General features: G+C 36.1%; 15 protein-coding genes. 7 read left to right on the forward strand and 8 right to left on the reverse strand.

The window, feature by feature from the left end; translation table 11 throughout:
• Positions 1 to 48 precede the first annotated feature (48 nt).
• The 4 genes from ACFEMA_RS09830 to ACFEMA_RS09845 form a co-directional block, all read right to left on the reverse strand.
• Positions 49 to 1,236, reverse strand: coding sequence for a DUF4856 domain-containing protein (locus tag ACFEMA_RS09830; RefSeq protein WP_411768003.1), 1,188 nt, complete (start codon positions 1,234 to 1,236; stop codon positions 49 to 51).
• A 142-nt stretch (positions 1,237 to 1,378) separates the two neighbouring features.
• On the reverse strand, positions 1,379 to 2,242 hold the full coding sequence (locus ACFEMA_RS09835) for a hydroxymethylglutaryl-CoA lyase (protein WP_411768005.1): 864 nt from the start codon (positions 2,240 to 2,242) through the stop codon (positions 1,379 to 1,381).
• Between the two features lie 43 nt (positions 2,243 to 2,285).
• Positions 2,286 to 2,906 (reverse strand): LysE family translocator, encoded by a 621-nt coding sequence (locus ACFEMA_RS09840; protein WP_411768007.1) that lies wholly within the window; start codon positions 2,904 to 2,906, stop codon positions 2,286 to 2,288.
• 3 nt (positions 2,907 to 2,909) lie between these two features.
• Positions 2,910 to 3,950, reverse strand: a complete 1,041-nt coding sequence (locus ACFEMA_RS09845; protein ID WP_411768009.1) for a quinone-dependent dihydroorotate dehydrogenase — start codon at positions 3,948 to 3,950, stop codon at positions 2,910 to 2,912.
• A 121-nt stretch (positions 3,951 to 4,071) separates the two neighbouring features.
• Between ACFEMA_RS09845 and ACFEMA_RS09850 the strand changes: the two genes are divergently transcribed.
• The 4 genes from ACFEMA_RS09850 (at position 4,072) to ACFEMA_RS09865 (ending at position 7,817) form a co-directional block, all read left to right on the forward strand.
• A complete protein-coding gene (locus ACFEMA_RS09850; protein ID WP_411768011.1) occupies positions 4,072 to 4,902 on the forward strand; it encodes a universal stress protein in 831 nt (276 codons plus the stop codon).
• A 121-nt stretch (positions 4,903 to 5,023) separates the two neighbouring features.
• On the forward strand, positions 5,024 to 6,259 hold the full coding sequence (pepT, locus tag ACFEMA_RS09855; RefSeq protein ID WP_411768013.1) for a peptidase T: 1,236 nt from the start codon (positions 5,024 to 5,026) through the stop codon (positions 6,257 to 6,259).
• 5 nt (positions 6,260 to 6,264) lie between these two features.
• Positions 6,265 to 7,206, forward strand: a complete 942-nt coding sequence (locus tag ACFEMA_RS09860; protein ID WP_411768015.1) for a tetratricopeptide repeat protein — start codon at positions 6,265 to 6,267, stop codon at positions 7,204 to 7,206.
• A gap of 11 nt (positions 7,207 to 7,217) precedes the next feature.
• Positions 7,218 to 7,817: a YdeI/OmpD-associated family protein gene (locus ACFEMA_RS09865; RefSeq protein ID WP_411768017.1), complete on the forward strand. Its 600-nt coding sequence runs from the start codon at positions 7,218 to 7,220 to the stop codon at positions 7,815 to 7,817.
• Positions 7,818 to 7,875: 58 nt separating this feature from the next.
• Here the strand turns inward: ACFEMA_RS09865 and yajC are convergent, their stop codons facing one another.
• The 4 genes from yajC to ACFEMA_RS09885 all read right to left on the reverse strand — a co-directional run bounded on the left by yajC (position 7,876) and on the right by ACFEMA_RS09885 (position 11,005).
• Positions 7,876 to 8,160 carry a preprotein translocase subunit YajC gene (gene yajC / locus ACFEMA_RS09870; protein WP_411768019.1) on the reverse strand — a complete coding sequence of 95 codons (285 nt, stop codon included), beginning with the start codon at positions 8,158 to 8,160 and terminating at the stop codon, positions 7,876 to 7,878.
• A gap of 10 nt (positions 8,161 to 8,170) precedes the next feature.
• Positions 8,171 to 8,722, reverse strand: a complete 552-nt coding sequence (locus tag ACFEMA_RS09875; RefSeq protein ID WP_411768021.1) for a DUF1573 domain-containing protein — start codon at positions 8,720 to 8,722, stop codon at positions 8,171 to 8,173.
• Positions 8,723 to 8,858: 136 nt separating this feature from the next.
• The gene (nusB, locus tag ACFEMA_RS09880; RefSeq protein WP_411768023.1) at positions 8,859 to 9,803 is read right to left on the reverse strand and encodes a transcription antitermination factor NusB; all 945 of its coding nucleotides are present in this window, start codon (positions 9,801 to 9,803) and stop codon (positions 8,859 to 8,861) included.
• Positions 9,804 to 9,901: 98 nt separating this feature from the next.
• The gene (locus ACFEMA_RS09885) at positions 9,902 to 11,005 is read right to left on the reverse strand and encodes a Glu/Leu/Phe/Val family dehydrogenase (protein WP_411768025.1); all 1,104 of its coding nucleotides are present in this window, start codon (positions 11,003 to 11,005) and stop codon (positions 9,902 to 9,904) included.
• Between the two features lie 132 nt (positions 11,006 to 11,137).
• Between ACFEMA_RS09885 and ACFEMA_RS09890 the strand changes: the two genes are divergently transcribed.
• The 3 genes from ACFEMA_RS09890 (at position 11,138) to ACFEMA_RS09900 (ending at position 15,961) form a co-directional block, all read left to right on the forward strand.
• Positions 11,138 to 12,895 carry an ABC transporter ATP-binding protein gene (locus tag ACFEMA_RS09890; protein ID WP_411768027.1) on the forward strand — a complete coding sequence of 586 codons (1,758 nt, stop codon included), beginning with the start codon at positions 11,138 to 11,140 and terminating at the stop codon, positions 12,893 to 12,895.
• Positions 12,896 to 12,958: 63 nt separating this feature from the next.
• The gene (locus ACFEMA_RS09895; RefSeq protein ID WP_411768029.1) at positions 12,959 to 13,357 is read left to right on the forward strand and encodes a PUR family DNA/RNA-binding protein; all 399 of its coding nucleotides are present in this window, start codon (positions 12,959 to 12,961) and stop codon (positions 13,355 to 13,357) included.
• 96 nt (positions 13,358 to 13,453) lie between these two features.
• Positions 13,454 to 15,961: a M14 family zinc carboxypeptidase gene (locus tag ACFEMA_RS09900; RefSeq protein ID WP_411768031.1), complete on the forward strand. Its 2,508-nt coding sequence runs from the start codon at positions 13,454 to 13,456 to the stop codon at positions 15,959 to 15,961.
• Positions 15,962 to 15,972: the final 11 nt, after the last annotated feature.

Raw genomic sequence — 15,972 nt, forward strand, 5'->3', positions numbered from 1 at the left:
GCATAAGCTTGCAACCTAATGAAGCTTATGCTTTAATGGTTTATAGTCTTAACTGCTAGCCTGCTCAACCGTAAAGTTAAATCTGGCAGCAATATCTTGAGATATAGTATCTAAAGTTGTTGGTGTAACATCCCAGAAGCCATTACCAGCCATTAATTGTGCTAAATACGCATCAACTTCTGCCTTTGTAAAGTAAGGCTCATTAGTCCCAGGCTCTCTAGTAAATTGTAAGCTCATTACAAAACCAAAGCCTTCTGATAAATCGTGAAAAGCACTTGCATTATCAGTTCCTAAAACGGACTTTACAGACTGTAAGTAATAGACAGCTCTTATTCCGATTATTTCTGAAACTCTTTCTCTTATAATTTCTGCTTGGGCATCCCTTACTTCATAGTTTTTTTCTACAATTGCAGCTCTTCCTAATTTAAAAGCATCGTAGATCTCTTGAGCAATCCCAGCAAAATCCTCGTCATTTTCTACACGAGAAAGGTATTTATTTAAAAAGCCATCTTGGTTCAATTGAGGTGCCAACGGATCGTCTGTACCATATAAGTAACCAAATGCTTCATCCCATTTGTGCTCCATAGTCGTATAGTTTTTCCCTTCTGCTACACTATCAGCATCGTTATCAGCTCTATTGGTACCAGCATCTAAAACAGAGGTACTTAAATAATTGTTCAGCATTTGATCTACCATTAAAGCTCCTATTAACCCTTTGTTTATCGCCTGATTGTACTCTAATCCCTTGCCGCTAACGTAACGGACAGACCCACCAGCTTCTTGCAATTGCCCTGCATTACCAGCCGTAGCAATTGTTCCCCAATTTGGGAATACCTCGCTTACTTGGCTTTCTATGTAGCCATCAAATTGGGCTTTAATTTCGTTAGCTGTCGTTGTATTTGCTGAAAAATAGTCACTAGAAGCAGCCGTTTTACTTCTAATATTTTTGGTAGATTCATTTAATTCGGTAGTAGAAAAGTAGTTTCCGGTATTGGTAAACATCCCATCTAACTCAGCTTCAGCTTTTGTATTGTCAGTCAGCGCGCTTAAAAATTCTGCCCCCATTTGTATTCTAGTGGTTTGGCCACTGTAACTTACCGTTGAGCTTCCATTTCTTTGAAATTGATAGGTAGCTGGAGCTTCAACTTGAGGTTCAGAAAGTGTATTGTCATCATCTTTTGTACATGATGTAAAAATAGTACTGAGGATAAATAAATTTAAGGCAATTCTCTTCATTTTTGGTTGTTTTGTTATTCTTATTTAGACTTGTTACAAATAATTTATGCAAAAATAAGATTGAAAGAGAAATTACCAAAATTTATTTAGATTAAATTTAAATAAACTTTTTAATTACTGAATATCAATATTTTACCATGATTTAATGGTATGTAGAAAAGATTTTAGTAGCCTCATTATAAGCACTCTCAAAAGACATGGCGTTGAGATTCTGTGCTTTATGTTGCGTGAAATATGACAATAATTTCTCGGTGGGCATATTACCCGTCAATTCATCTTTTGCCATAGGGCAACCCCCAAATCCCTGAATGGCTCCATCAAAACGATGACACCCTGCTTTATATGCAGCATCAACTTTTTCGAACCAAGTCGTTGGAGTTGTATGCAAGTGAGCCCCAAATTCTATATTGGGATATTTGGGAATTAAGTTTGAAAATAAATAATCTATGGTTTCTGGGTCTGAGCTTCCTATGGTATCACTTAAAGACAAAATTTTAACACCCATTTTTGCCAGTCGTTCTGTCCACTCTCCAACTATCTCAACATTCCACGGATCCCCATACGGATTTCCGAACCCCATAGAAATATAAACCACGACTTCTTTACCACTTTTGTTGGCTATCTCCAAAATTTCTGAAAGCGTCACTACAGATTGCTCAATAGTTTTATGCGTATTACGCATCTGAAAGTTTTCTGAAATAGAAAATGGAAACCCTAAATAATCTATCTCAGAATGTTGTGCTGCATCATTTGCCCCTCTTACATTAGCAATGATTGCTAGTAATTTACTTTCGGTTTTACTCAAATCTAACTGAGCTAGGACCTCTGCAGTGTCTACCATTTGTGGAATGGCTTTAGGAGAGACAAAACTGCCAAAATCAATGGTATCAAAACCAACACGGAGCAAGGACTGAATGTATTGCACCTTTTTTTCAGTAGGAATAAAATCCTTAATACCCTGCATGGCATCTCTTGGACATTCAATAATTTTTATAGGTGCTTTCATTTTTTCAAAGATAGGGTTTACCAAGAGTAATTCATAACGACAACTATGGTAAGAGAATAAAAATCGCTATACCCACAAAGACAGTAATCTGAAGCCATTTAAAAACCATTCCTGAGTTTTTATGACGTAATAACCGCTCTTTAATACTTCCTGCTAAAATCGCAATCACCGAAAAAATGATAAAAGACACCAACATAAAAACACCACCCAAAATATAAAACTGCCAAACCGTGCTTAGGGTTTCACTAAACAAAAACCCTGGAAAAAATGCCAAGAAGAAAATGGTGACTTTTGGATTCAGCACATTCATAAAAAACCCTTGAACAAATAACTGCTTTAAGCTTTTTTTGGGCGCTGCAGTATCTCCAATATCAATACTACCATCAGAAGTATAAACCTTGTAAGCTAGGAATAACAGGTATATGGCTCCAAGTATTTTAATTCCTAAAAATAAATTCTCATTATTTGAAATAATGGCCGAAACACCAAAAGCCAAAAGCGTAGTATGTATAATACAACCTGTTATTAAACCACTAACCGTTGCCAAACCATAGGCTCTACCGTTAGTAATACTTTGTACTAAAACGTAGATATTATCTGGTCCAGGCGAGATAGCCAAGGCAGCAGTAGCCGTAATAAACAAGAAAATGATTTCGTAATTCAAAACTTAGGAGTCCTTTTGAGCTAAAATAGCGGTATTGATGGATTTTATCAGTCGAGGGCCTTCATAGATAAATCCAGTATAGACTTGCAACAAATCTGCACCTGCCTCTAATTTTTCTAGAGCGTCTTCAGCGGAATGAATCCCTCCTACTCCAATAATCGGGAACGCCTTATTACTTTTATCTGACAAATATTTTATGACCCTCGTCGATTTAGATTTTATGGGTTGTCCGCTCAATCCACCATTACCTATTTCCTTTAATCGCTTATCGGGTGTTTTTAGATCATTTCGGTCTGTAGATGTATTGCTTGCAATAACGCCTTCTAAATTAGTCTCTATGACTAACTCTATTATCTCGTCAAGTTGGGTGTCATTTAAATCTGGTGCTATTTTTAAAAGAATTGGTCTTTGCACTTCAAAGCTATGATTAGCCTTTTGAACCTCACCAATGAGTTCCACCAAATAGTCCTTATCGTTCAATTTGGCATGGCTATCTACATTTGGGCAACTGACATTCAGTACAAAATAATCAACATAAGGATGAAGTGCATTAAAACATTCAAGATAATCTTTAGTATAATCTTCAGGTCTAGTTGCCGTGTTCTTACCAATGTTTCCTCCTATAATAACTTTTCCTTGATTCTTCTTAAGTTGAGTAATTGCTGCCTCAAGGCCTTCATTATTAAAGCCCATTCTATTAATAATACCCTTATCATCCTTTAATCTAAACAGTCTTTTCTTTGGGTTTCCTACCTGACCTTTTGGAGTTACTGTTCCTATTTCTATAAATCCAAACCCAAAATTGGCTAATTCATTATACAACACAGCATTTTTATCGAACCCAGCAGCTAACCCGACTGGATTATTAAACGTCAGTCCAAATAAATTTCTTTCTAATTTAGGATTTTCGACAACATATAAAGTTCTAAAAAGACCAGATACACCAGGAATCTTAGAAAGATCCTTAATTAAGGAGAATGTAAAATGGTGGACTTTTTCGGGATCGAAACAAAATAATAGAGGCCTTACGATCTGTTTGTACATGGGCTTATTTTCTTCGACAAAAATACCACTAAAAATCCATATTAAAAAGCCGCTATGAACACAAGATTTATCCAAAGCCCAAACTTTTTCGCTATCTTTAAGTCTATAAAACCAGTCTATTATGAAACGTATTATCCTACCCGTCGATTTTTCTAAGCATTCAGAATACTCATTAGAAGTTGCTGCAGCATTGGCAAAAAAACACAATTCTGAATTGATTGTGATGCACATGTTAGAGCTATCAGAGTCTATCTTTACCGCAACAAATTCAGATAAAAGTGAAGAAACCGCATTTATGTTTATGTTGGCTAATAAAAAGTTTAACGCATTTTTGGACAAGCCTTTTCTAGAAGGCATCTCTGTAAAGCCAATGATAAAACACCATAAAGTGTTAAAGGAAGTTGATGAAGTTGCCAAAGACATCAATGCCGATTTAATTATTATGGGATCACGTGGAGAAAATGTCGATTTTAGCTTTTTTACAGGTTCTAATACCGAGAAAATTATTCGCTATAGTGACACCCCTGTTTTGGTGGTTAAATCACGATTAGAAAACGTTAATTTTAAATCAATCGTTTTGGCACTTAATTTTGAAACTGAAAGCATTGCAGCTACCAAGAAAGCTGTAAAATTGTTGTCTGAATTGGGCAGCGATATTCATCTTTTACATGTTAATCTGCCCGGAACTGGATTTTTAAGAACCCCAGCAAGAAAAGAAAAGGTCAATACATTTTTAAAATCTGCAGATCTTGAACACCTTAAGGACAAGGTCGTTTACATTTCCGACTATAGCGTTGAAGACGGTGTGTTAAGCCATGCCGAAGGCATTGATGCCAGTGCCATTGCCATGGTAACCCACGGTAGAACTGGTTTAAGCCATTTCTTTGAAGGCAGTATTTCAGAAGATTTAGTAAGCAGTGCAGAGAGGCCTGTTTTTACATTTAAGCAGTAATTTATAGACCAACTAATGCCCATTTTTCCTAATCATTCAGAGTGTAAATCATTCTGAATACAGCATTATTTATGTATTTTTGAAAGAAGAATTAACAAATCTCTTCAGTTTAAAAATCAACATGAAAAAAATAATAGAGCGCTTTATCTCTTATATAAAAATAGATACAGAATCAGACCCAAACTCTACAACAACTCCAAGTACGGCAAAACAATGGGTATTGGCTCATAAGTTAGTCGATGAGCTCAATGCTATCGGAATGAGCAATGTCAGCATTGATGACAATGCCTATATCATGGCAACTTTACCCAGCAATGTGGACTATGAGGTACCAACCATTGGGTTTATTTCGCATTTTGATACGAGTCCGGATTTTACTGGAGCCAATGTCAATCCGCAAATTGTAGAAAATTATGACGGAAAGGATATTATTCTAAATAGAGGATTGGATATTGTACTCTCACCCGATTATTTTGAAGACCTTTTGCAATACAAGGGTCAAACACTAATCACTACTGACGGTACAACCCTTTTAGGAGCTGATGACAAGGCTGGTATTACAGAAATTGTAACGGCTATGGAATATCTCATTAAGCACCCAGAAATTAAACACGGCACCATAAAAGTAGGTTTTACTCCCGATGAGGAAATTGGTCGAGGTGCTCATAAGTTCAATGTCCAAAAGTTTGGTGCGGATTGGGCCTATACGATGGATGGTAGCCAAGTTGGCGAATTAGAATTTGAAAACTTTAATGCTGCTAGTGCAGTCATAACTGTAAAAGGAAAAATTGTACATCCCGGTTATGCCAAAGGTAAACTGGTGAATTCAATGTATTATGCCGCAGAATTTATTAATGCTTTACCTCCACTAGAAACACCAGAACACACAGAGGGCTATGAAGGATTTTTCCATTTGCACGATATGGAGGGAAAAGTAGAAAAAACCATATTGAAATATATCATCAGAGATCACGATAAAGATAAATTTGAAGCTCGAAAAGCCCTTATGGAAAAAGTGGTTTTTGATTTAAATACCAAGTTTGAAGCTGAAGTTTTTGATATTGAAATCAAAGATCAATATTTTAATATGAAGGAGAAAGTAGAGCCTGTAATGCATATTGTGGATATCGCTGAAGACGCAATGAAAGCTATCGATATTACTCCGATAATAAAACCGATTAGAGGTGGCACAGATGGCTCTCAACTCTCTTATATGGGATTACCTTGTCCTAATATATTTGCAGGTGGACACAACTTCCATGGTAGATATGAATATGTCCCCGTTGAAAGCATGGAAAAGGCTGTAGAGGTCATTTGTAAAATTGCAGAGTTGACAGCTGAGAAGCACAAAAATTAACCAATATGAAGTTATACAAAATACTCCCGCTTTTAGCAGTAATAGTTTGTTCTTGTAAAAACAAGGAAGTAAAGCAAGTTGATTTTGAATTAAGTAAGCAAGTTGAAGCGGTCACCCTTATGGGAGACAGTATATACAGCCCTGAGTTAGAAGAAAATCAAGCCTTTAAAAATTATCAAGCAGCAAAGAAAGCTTATGAAAGCAATCCACAGAACATAGATTCAATAATTTGGTTTGGTAGGAGAACTGCATATTTAGGTTATTTTAAAGACGCTATTTCAATTTATTCTAAAGGCATTGAGTTACACCCTACAGAACCTCAGCTCTATCGCCATCGAGGACATCGTTATATTTCAACGAGACAATACGACAAAGCCATTGCTGATTTTGAGAAAGCAGTCACTCTAATTGAAGGGAAGCAAGATAACGTTGAGCCCGATGGATTACCAAACTCCAGAAATATTCCGTTGAGTACGTTACACGGTAATATATGGTATCACTTAGGATTGGCGTATTATTTAAAAGGTGACATAAAAAATGCTCTAAAGGCCTACAACAACAGATCGATCACTGAGAAATACCCAGACAACTTAGTGTCTGGTGGCTATTGGCAGTATATGATTAATCGAAGGCTGGGTAACGAAGAAGCGGCTAATACAGCCATTGAAAATATAACCTCAGATATGGATATTATTGAAAACATGAGTTACCATACCATGTGTTTGCTTTTTAAGGGCACGATTAATAAGGATAGTCTTAATACAGACCTTATCGGCACCTCCTCTAGTGATGTTCTAAGCTATGGCCTTGGCAATTGGTATTTGTTTGAAAAACAAGACACGCTTAAAGCAAAGGAAAACTATAAACGTCTATTGGAGAACGGCAACAAATTTTCTTTTGCCTACTTAGCAGCGGAATCCGACTGGAAAAGACTCTTAGAGAAGTAAAACCTATTGATATGAAAAAAGTATCCTCCGTAGAAGATTATATCGAAAAAAATAAGCACTGGCAAAAGGAATTGGAATTGCTACGTGATATCATCCTTAAAACAGAGCTCAACGAGTCCATTAAATGGGGAGCTCCAGTTTATGATCTATCTGGTAAAAATGTTGTAGGTCTCGGTGCATTTAAGCAGCATTTTGGCGTGTGGTTCTTTAATGGTGTCTTTCTTAAGGACGAGCATAATTTATTGGTCAACGCCCAAGAAGGAAAAACCAAAGCCTTACGACAAATGCGTTTTGAAAGTTTTGGTCACATCAATGAAAATGCAGTTTTGGCTTACGTCAAAGAAGCTATTGAAAATCAAAAAGCAGGTAAGGAAATTAAACCGCAACGAAACACAAAAAAGGTAGTGATACCAGAGGAATTGAAGTCTGCATTAAACAAAAACACAAAACTTAACGAAGCGTTTAATGGATTGACACCTTCCAAGCAAAGAGAGTATTGTGAGCATATCCAAACTGCTAAGCGAGAGGCTACAAAACTATCTCGATTAGAAAAGATAACACCAATGATTTTAGAGGGAAAAGGACTTCATGATAAATACAAGAACTGCTAAAAATCAAAAAGCCACTTCAAAATTGAAGCGGCTTTCTTATGCTTTAAAATGCAGGCAATTATTTTGCTGGTGCATTTAGTTTATTGCTCATCTCCATTGAAATAGCAGAACGATCAAACTTAATTTTACCAGCTAATGTCTCGATGACACAACTGTTATCCTTATCGTTTAAATCTGCTACTTTACCATGCATACCACTTTTGGTAATGACACGGTCACCACGTTTTAACTCTGCTGCAAACTTCTTTTCTTTTTTTGCACGCTTCATTTGAGGTGCAATCATAAAAAAATAAACAACAGCAAACATAGCCACAAATGGCAATAGTGAACTTAAATCTCCCATTTAATGGTTTTTATTGGTGGTTATGACCTTCGTGCCCTGGTTGAGTACTTGTTTGTTGCGTTGTCATAATAGACTGTCCGCTTGTTGCAGTATTGGCAGCTGGCTTAGCAGCGTTAGGATCAGCCTCAACAAAAGCTGAAATCTTAACTTGCTCATTACCTTTAGCCGTATTAGTAGTCATAGTAATGGTTTTAGACACTTTGTTACCATTACCTTTACCATTAAACTCAACTGTAAACTGACCTGTTTCACCTGGTGCTACTTGACTAGTGTAATCCTTAGGTACTGTACAACCACATGTACTCTTAATATCACTAACAACTAACATCGTATTACCAGTATTGGTATATTGAAATACTGTACTTACAGGAGTTCCGTTTTCGATAGTACCGAAATCGTGCTCTGTTTTGTCAAATGAAATTGCAGGAAAATCTCCAGCATTTGCATCTCTCTCTGCAGCTACAGCTACATTTTCAGATTTTACTTTACTTGCCGCATCATCTTTACAAGATGTAAATGCAACCATACATAAGGCACCAAGTCCTAAAATTACTTTTTTCATTGCTTTAACTTTATAAATTAATAAGTAGATTTTTTGTATCAGGGGCTAAATGTAGTAATTATTTACACGAATTGAAACTTTTAAGGATGTCTTAACAGTAATATCCGTTGAAAACAGTACCCTAAGCTATAGAGACTTACATCAATCCTCTCCCCACTTTATTATGTTTATTTGCTTTTTGGTACTCTTTAACCGTCTTATCTAAGATACCGTTGATAAAAGTGCTACTTTTTGGTGTGGAATACTCCTTTGCTATTTCTAGGTATTCATTTATGGTCACTTTTACAGGAATAGATGGGAATTTCTGAAATTCGCATAATGCCATTTGCATCAACACACCGTCTAAACTGGCCAAGCGTTCTGCATCCCAATTGGTCGTTTTTTGTGCAATTTCATCATAGAATTGGGATTGATTTAAAAGTGTCTTTCTAAATAATTCTGAAGCAAATTTTTTATCATCTTCGTCCTTGTACAATTCTGGAATTAAAAATGAGTCGGGCTTCGTTAATTTAAGTTTCCTAAACAACTTAATAATTAAGGTGTTTACAACAGGAAGGTCATCTGCCCAGGTCAATCGCTTATCTTCAAAATAATCGTACAATTTTTCGTTCGGGGCAATGATTTCAGTGTAAACATCTATCATAAAATCTTTATCTTCCTTTAGGGTTGAAGGTCCCTTGCTCATGTAATCTGAATAGATCTCACTATCCTGAATCTCTTTCAATACAATATCGACATATTCAAAATCCATATCCCAGAAATTGAGTTTTCTTTTAGAAATGATAGTCTTTAACTGTTCGTTACTACTAATAAATTCTAATACAACATTATCAGCAAACTTTCTGTTTGGATTGATGTCCTCGGCTGTTGCCAATAGTTTTTTTTGGGATTTTTCGAGACGTGTATTGGCTTTCTTCTGAACTTCTACAAGAAGTGCCATTATTGAAAAATAAAGATCTAACATGCTATCGATACTATGAAAAAGAAATTTTTCGTCTTTTGAAAAATCATCACTTTCCGTACCCTTATAAGCAAATAAGGCTTGCATAACTTTAATACGGATATGTCTTCTATTTAGCATGTGTAAGAACTTTTGTTGTTATTTTAATAAATATTAAAAAGGTGAAAACCATTCCGTTTTCACCTTGCAAAAATACCATTAATTATTTCGCAAAAAAATTATTTGATGTTTTCTCGTTTGCGAGTAGCAATACGCTCTTTTGCAATGTTAAGAGCTGCAGCATGTGTCGTTATTTTATTGGCTTTGGCGTTGTCCAAAATCTCAAGTGTGGTATTGTAGATATTCTCCGTTTTACGCATAATTTCTTGACGGTCATAGTTTTCTAATTCAGCGTAAACATTAATAATTCCACCAGCGTTGATTAAAAAATCAGGTGCATAAACAATTCCTCTTTCTTGCAAAATAGGACCGTGCACATTCTCATTTTCTAATTGATTATTGGCTGCGCCAGCTATAATCTTAGCTTTTAGCTTATGAATAGTATTATCATTAATCGTCGCACCTAAAGCACAAGGTGCGTAAATATCCATAGGCTCGCTGTAAATATCATTTCCTCCGTAAATAGTAACACCATACTTAGAACGCACCTCCTCTAAACGATCTTGACTGATATCGCTAATGGTTACTTGTGCTCCTTCATTGACCAAGTGTTCTACCAACCCTTCTCCTACATTACCAATGCCCTGTACATAAACTGATTTGTCCTCTAAAATATCTGATCCAAATTTATATTTTGCTGCTGCCTTCATTCCCATAAACACTCCATAAGCCGTTATTGGGGATGGATTACCTGCACCACCTTTACTTTCAGAAATTCCAGTAACGTAAGGAGTCACCTCACGTACCAAGTCCATATCTTCAGTTTTCATACCAACATCTTCAGCAGTAATGTATTTTCCACTTAGAGAATGTACAAACTCCCCAAAGCGTTTCATCAACTCAGGTGTTTTTTGGGTTTTGGCATCTCCGATAATTACCGCTTTACCACCACCAAGATTTAGACCTGTTATCGCAGATTTAAAAGTCATGCCTCTAGAAAGTCGCAATACATCATTTAAAGCTTCCCACTCATTGGCATAAGACCACATACGTGTACCGCCTAAGGCAGGTCCCAATACTGTACTGTGAATTCCAATAATTGCTCGTAATCCAGTATCTTTGTCGTTGCAAAACACAATTTGCTCGTGATCGTCAAAAGAAATTTGACCGAAAACAGGATCAACTTTTTTTAAATCCTCTGCAGGAATTACTTCTGTTACCATAATTTAAAAATTAATACTGTTTGAAAAGTTCTTAAAAACAGCGTGCAAAAATAAATTAATAATGAAGCATTAGCAAAATATTAACTATAAAATAGGATTATGATAATAGTTTTGCGTTACCAACTTTTTTGAATGAAGGCACTCAAACATCTCAATAAATATTTTTACAAATACAGATATCGACTAATTGTCGGTATTTTTATTACTGTTGTTGCCAAAATTTTTGCTCTTTTTACTCCTCGTCTTATTGGAGCGTCTATCAACGTAGTTTCAGATAAATTAAATGGCACCATTACAGAAGAGGTGTTTCAACAAGAATTGATGCTCAATATTTTATATCTCGTTGGGGCAGCAATTTTAGCAGGTATTTTCACCTTTTTAATGCGACAGACCATAATAAATGTATCTCGATTTATTGAATATGATCTTAAGAATGAGGTCTATAAGCATTATCAAATCCTGTCCTTAGAGTTTTACAAGTCTAATCGTACAGGTGATTTAATGAACCGAATAAGTGAAGATGTTGGTAAAGTGAGGATGTATGCAGGCCCAGCAATAATGTACAGTATCAATACCGTTACTCTTTTTGTAGTTGCCCTCATTTATATGTTCAGTCGTTCTGTTGAATTGACCCTATATACAATTCTTCCGCTTCCTGTACTATCTATTTTTATTTACAAGATTTCACAAATTATAAATAAACGAAGTCGAATTGTGCAAGAATCACTTTCAACTTTATCTGCCTTCACGCAAGAACATTTTAGTGGGATTTCGGTCATAAAATCTTATGGTATTGAACCAAGGACTAACGATAATTTTGAAACCCTTTCTTTGGAAAACAGGCAAAAACAAATTGACCTGGCTAAAATTCAGGCATTGTTCTTTCCATTAATGATTTTAATTATAGGTTTAAGTACTATTATAGTAGCATACATTGGTGGTACACTCTATATGGAGGGCAAAATTGAAGACATCGGTACCATTGCTGAGTTTTTAATTTATGTAAATATGCTAACATGGCCAGTTGCCGTAATTGGTTGGGTGACCAACTTGGTGCAGCAGGCTGAAGCTTCCCAGAAAAGAATCAATGAATTTTTGGAAACACCCCCAGACATTACAAATACCAGAAACGAACCAACACCTATCACTGGGAATATTAGTTTTAAGAATGTGTCATTTGTATATCCAGATACCAATATTCAAGCCTTAAAAAATGTAAGTTTTGACATTAAAGCTGGAGAAACATTGGCCATTTTAGGAAAAACAGGTTCAGGAAAATCCACAATATTAGATCTTATCGGGAGACTTTACGATATTGAAAAGGGAGACATTTTAATTGATGGTATCCCTATAACTGAAGTCAATTTAGATAGCCTGAGAGAAAGTATAGGTTATGTACCACAGGACGCCTTTTTGTTTTCGGACACCATAAAAAACAACATCCGATTTGGGAAAGAGGACGCAAGTGAAACCGATGTCATAGAAGCAGCGCAAGATGCTAAGGTGCATAAAAACATTATCGGTTTTAAAAACGGTTATGATACCGTATTGGGCGAAAGAGGGATAACATTATCCGGTGGACAAAAGCAACGTATTTCCATTGCACGTGCCATTATAAAAAACCCACAAATATTGCTATTCGACGATTGCTTGTCTGCTGTAGATACGGAAACTGAAGAAAAGATTCTAAAAAACCTCAACAAGCTTTCCAAGGAAAAGACCTCTGTAATAGTAAGCCATAGGGTGTCTTCGGTAAAAAATGCAGATCATATCATCATACTCGAAGATGGACAAATCACCCAACGCGGATCTCATACAACCCTTATAAACACTGAGGGTTACTATAAGGACTTATATCTTAAACAACTCGCCGAAAAAGAAATTTCATAAATTGTTGGTTACTATACATTTTTTTTAGATTTTTGGATGCGTATAAAAAATTGATATTTAATTATGAGTGATAACGGAATGATGGATAAAGAAGAAATTTATTCGAAAGTATTACGAGCAGGGAGACGTACATATTTCTTTGATGTGAGATCCACTAAAGCTGGAGATTATTATTTAACGATTACTGAGAGTAAAAAATTTACAAATGCTGATGGGTCGTTCCATTACAAAAAACATAAAATCTATTTATATAAAGAGGATTTTGCTGAGTTTAATGAGCTTGTTCAAGAGATGACAGATTATATCATTTCAGAAAAAGGAGAAGAAGTCATTAGCGAACGTCATCAAAAAGATTTTAAAAAGGAAGATGATTCTTTTCAGGCAGCAGAAGGTAAAACTAAAGAAGATTCTGATTTAGATAGTGCTGAAGCCTTTACAGATGTAAAGTTTGAAGACATCTAAAACTTAATTAGCTGTTAAATATTTAGAAATCCACTACGCTTCGTAGTGGATTTTTTATTTTTGAGATAATTCAAAAACAATTTAAACTAACCACCAATGATTAAACTTCGTGTTCTTCTTGTTTTCCTATTATCAGTTTCTACACTTTTTTCACAATCCGATGTAGATCTTTCGTATTACTTACCAACCGATGTTGAGTACAATCCAAATATTCCCACACCAAAAAGTGTTATAGGTCACGAAGTTGGCGAATGGCATATCACACATGATAAATTAGCAGAATACATGAAAGCTCTGGCGAAAGCTTCGGATCGTATTACGATTGAAGATAGAGGCAAAACCTTTGAGGACAGACCGCTTTTGCTATTGACCATTACATCGCCAGAAAACCACAGCAATCTAGAAGCCATAAAAGCAGCACATATCGAAGCTACAACATCGGTGACATCAACGGATAGACCAATTGTAGTATATCAAGGGTTTTCCATCCATGGAAACGAGCCAAGTGGTGCTAATGCCGGCTTGGCAGCAGCCTATTATTTAGCGGCAGCACAAGGCCCTAAGATTGATGAGATGCTTAAGAATACAGTAATTCTTTTTGATCCTTCGTTTAATCCAGATGGATTACAACGCTTTGCCTATTGGGCCAACACCAACAGAGGTCAAAACTTAAATCCAGACCCTAATGACAGAGAATATAGTGAGGTTTGGCCAGGTGGACGTACAAATCATTATTGGTTTGACATGAACAGGGATTGGTTGCCAGTGCAGCTACCTGAGTCTAGAGCGCGTATTAAAACCTTTCATGATTGGATGCCAAATATTTTGACAGACCATCATGAAATGGGAACCAACAGTTCCTTTTTCTTTCAACCTGGGATTCCGTCTAGAACCCACCCTTTGACTCCAAAATTAAATCAGGAATTGACAAAAGGCATTGCGACATACCATGCCAAGGCATTAGATAAAATTGGCTCTTTGTATTATTCTGAAGAAAGTTTTGATGATTTCTATTATGGAAAAGGCTCTACGTTCCCAGACATTAATGGAAGTATCGGTATTTTGTTTGAACAAGCCAGTTCTCGTGGCCATGTGCAAGAAAGTGATAATGGGTTACTAACCTTTCCTTTCACGATACGAAATCAATTTACAGCAGCACTTTCAACTTTAGAAGCAGCAAATGCTATGCGGGAAGAAATTCTTGATTATCAGCAAAACTTCTTTAAAAATGCGCGATCTGAAGGGGCTAAACAAGGGAATAAAGCCATTGTTTTTGGAGATGAAAAAGATGCTGGAAAAACGTTTCACTTAGCAGAAATCTTAGAGCGCCATCAAATTACCTTTCATGAGCTAAAAGATGACGTGACGTTAAACGGAAAACGTTACACAAAAAATCATGCCTACGTTGTTCCTAAAAATCAGAATAACACACGTTTGATAAATGCTATGTTCGAGAAGCGTACCACCTTTCAGGATAGCTTATTTTATGATATTTCTGCATGGGCTTTTCCTTTAGCATTTAATGTTGACTATACAGAAACTACAACTGCAAATGCAGGTGCTAAAGTTGAAGACTTAAAACTATTAGAAGGAAAAGTAGCCGCTAAAAGCGACTATGCATACTTAATGGAATGGCACGAGTATTATGCTCCTAAGTTGGTTTACAAACTACTGCAAAAAGGTATCCGTGCCAAAATGAGCATGAAACAATTCTCTGCAAATGGCAAGAATTATGACTATGGGACAATAATGATTCCAGCTAAAAACCAAGACTTATCACCATCCGAATTATATGCACTTTTACAGGATTTGGCAAAGGAAAGTCATGTTTCGGTCGATGCTGTTTCAACAGGGCTTAATAATGGCATTGATTTAGGAAGTAATAATTTCAGGTCTTTAGAATTGCCTAAAATCGCACTACTTGTTGGTGACGGAATGACCTCTTATGACGCTGGTGAAATTTGGCATTTATTAGATACACGCTATGACGTGTTGGTCACAAAATTAGACACTAAAAATTTTAATAGAGCAGACCTCAGCAGATACAATACCATTATTATGGTGAATAGTTATTCGCCATTAGATGAAGGGCAAACCAAAAAACTACAAGGTTGGATTCAAGGTGGAGGCACCTTAATTGCCTACAGAAACGCACTTCGCTTTTTAAACAATAGAAAACTGATGAAGATTGATTTTAAATCTTCAGAACTTAAAGCTGAAAATATTTCGTTTGAAGAACGTGGTGATTTTAGAGGAGCACAAGTCATTGGTGGAGCCATTTTTGAAACAAAAATAGATCGCTCCCACCCTATTAATTTCGGGTTAAAGAATGATCGTTTACCGATGTTCAGAAATACAACTTTGTTTATGAAGCCAAGTAAAAACAGTTACGATAACCCCATTCAGTATACTAAAAACCCATTATTAAGCGGTTATATCTCTAAACCAAATTTAGATAGTTTAGCGACGACTGTACCTTTAAAAATAGATGGTATGGGAAGAGGCTCTATTGTTGCGTTTACGGACAATACTAACTTTAGAGCGTTTTGGTACGGCACCAACCGACTATTATTAAATGCTATTTTCTTTAGGGAAGAACTTTAGATTTAGTTGGC

This window comes from Winogradskyella sp. A3E31 (genome assembly GCF_046720935.1).
Classification (GTDB): domain Bacteria; phylum Bacteroidota; class Bacteroidia; order Flavobacteriales; family Flavobacteriaceae; genus Winogradskyella.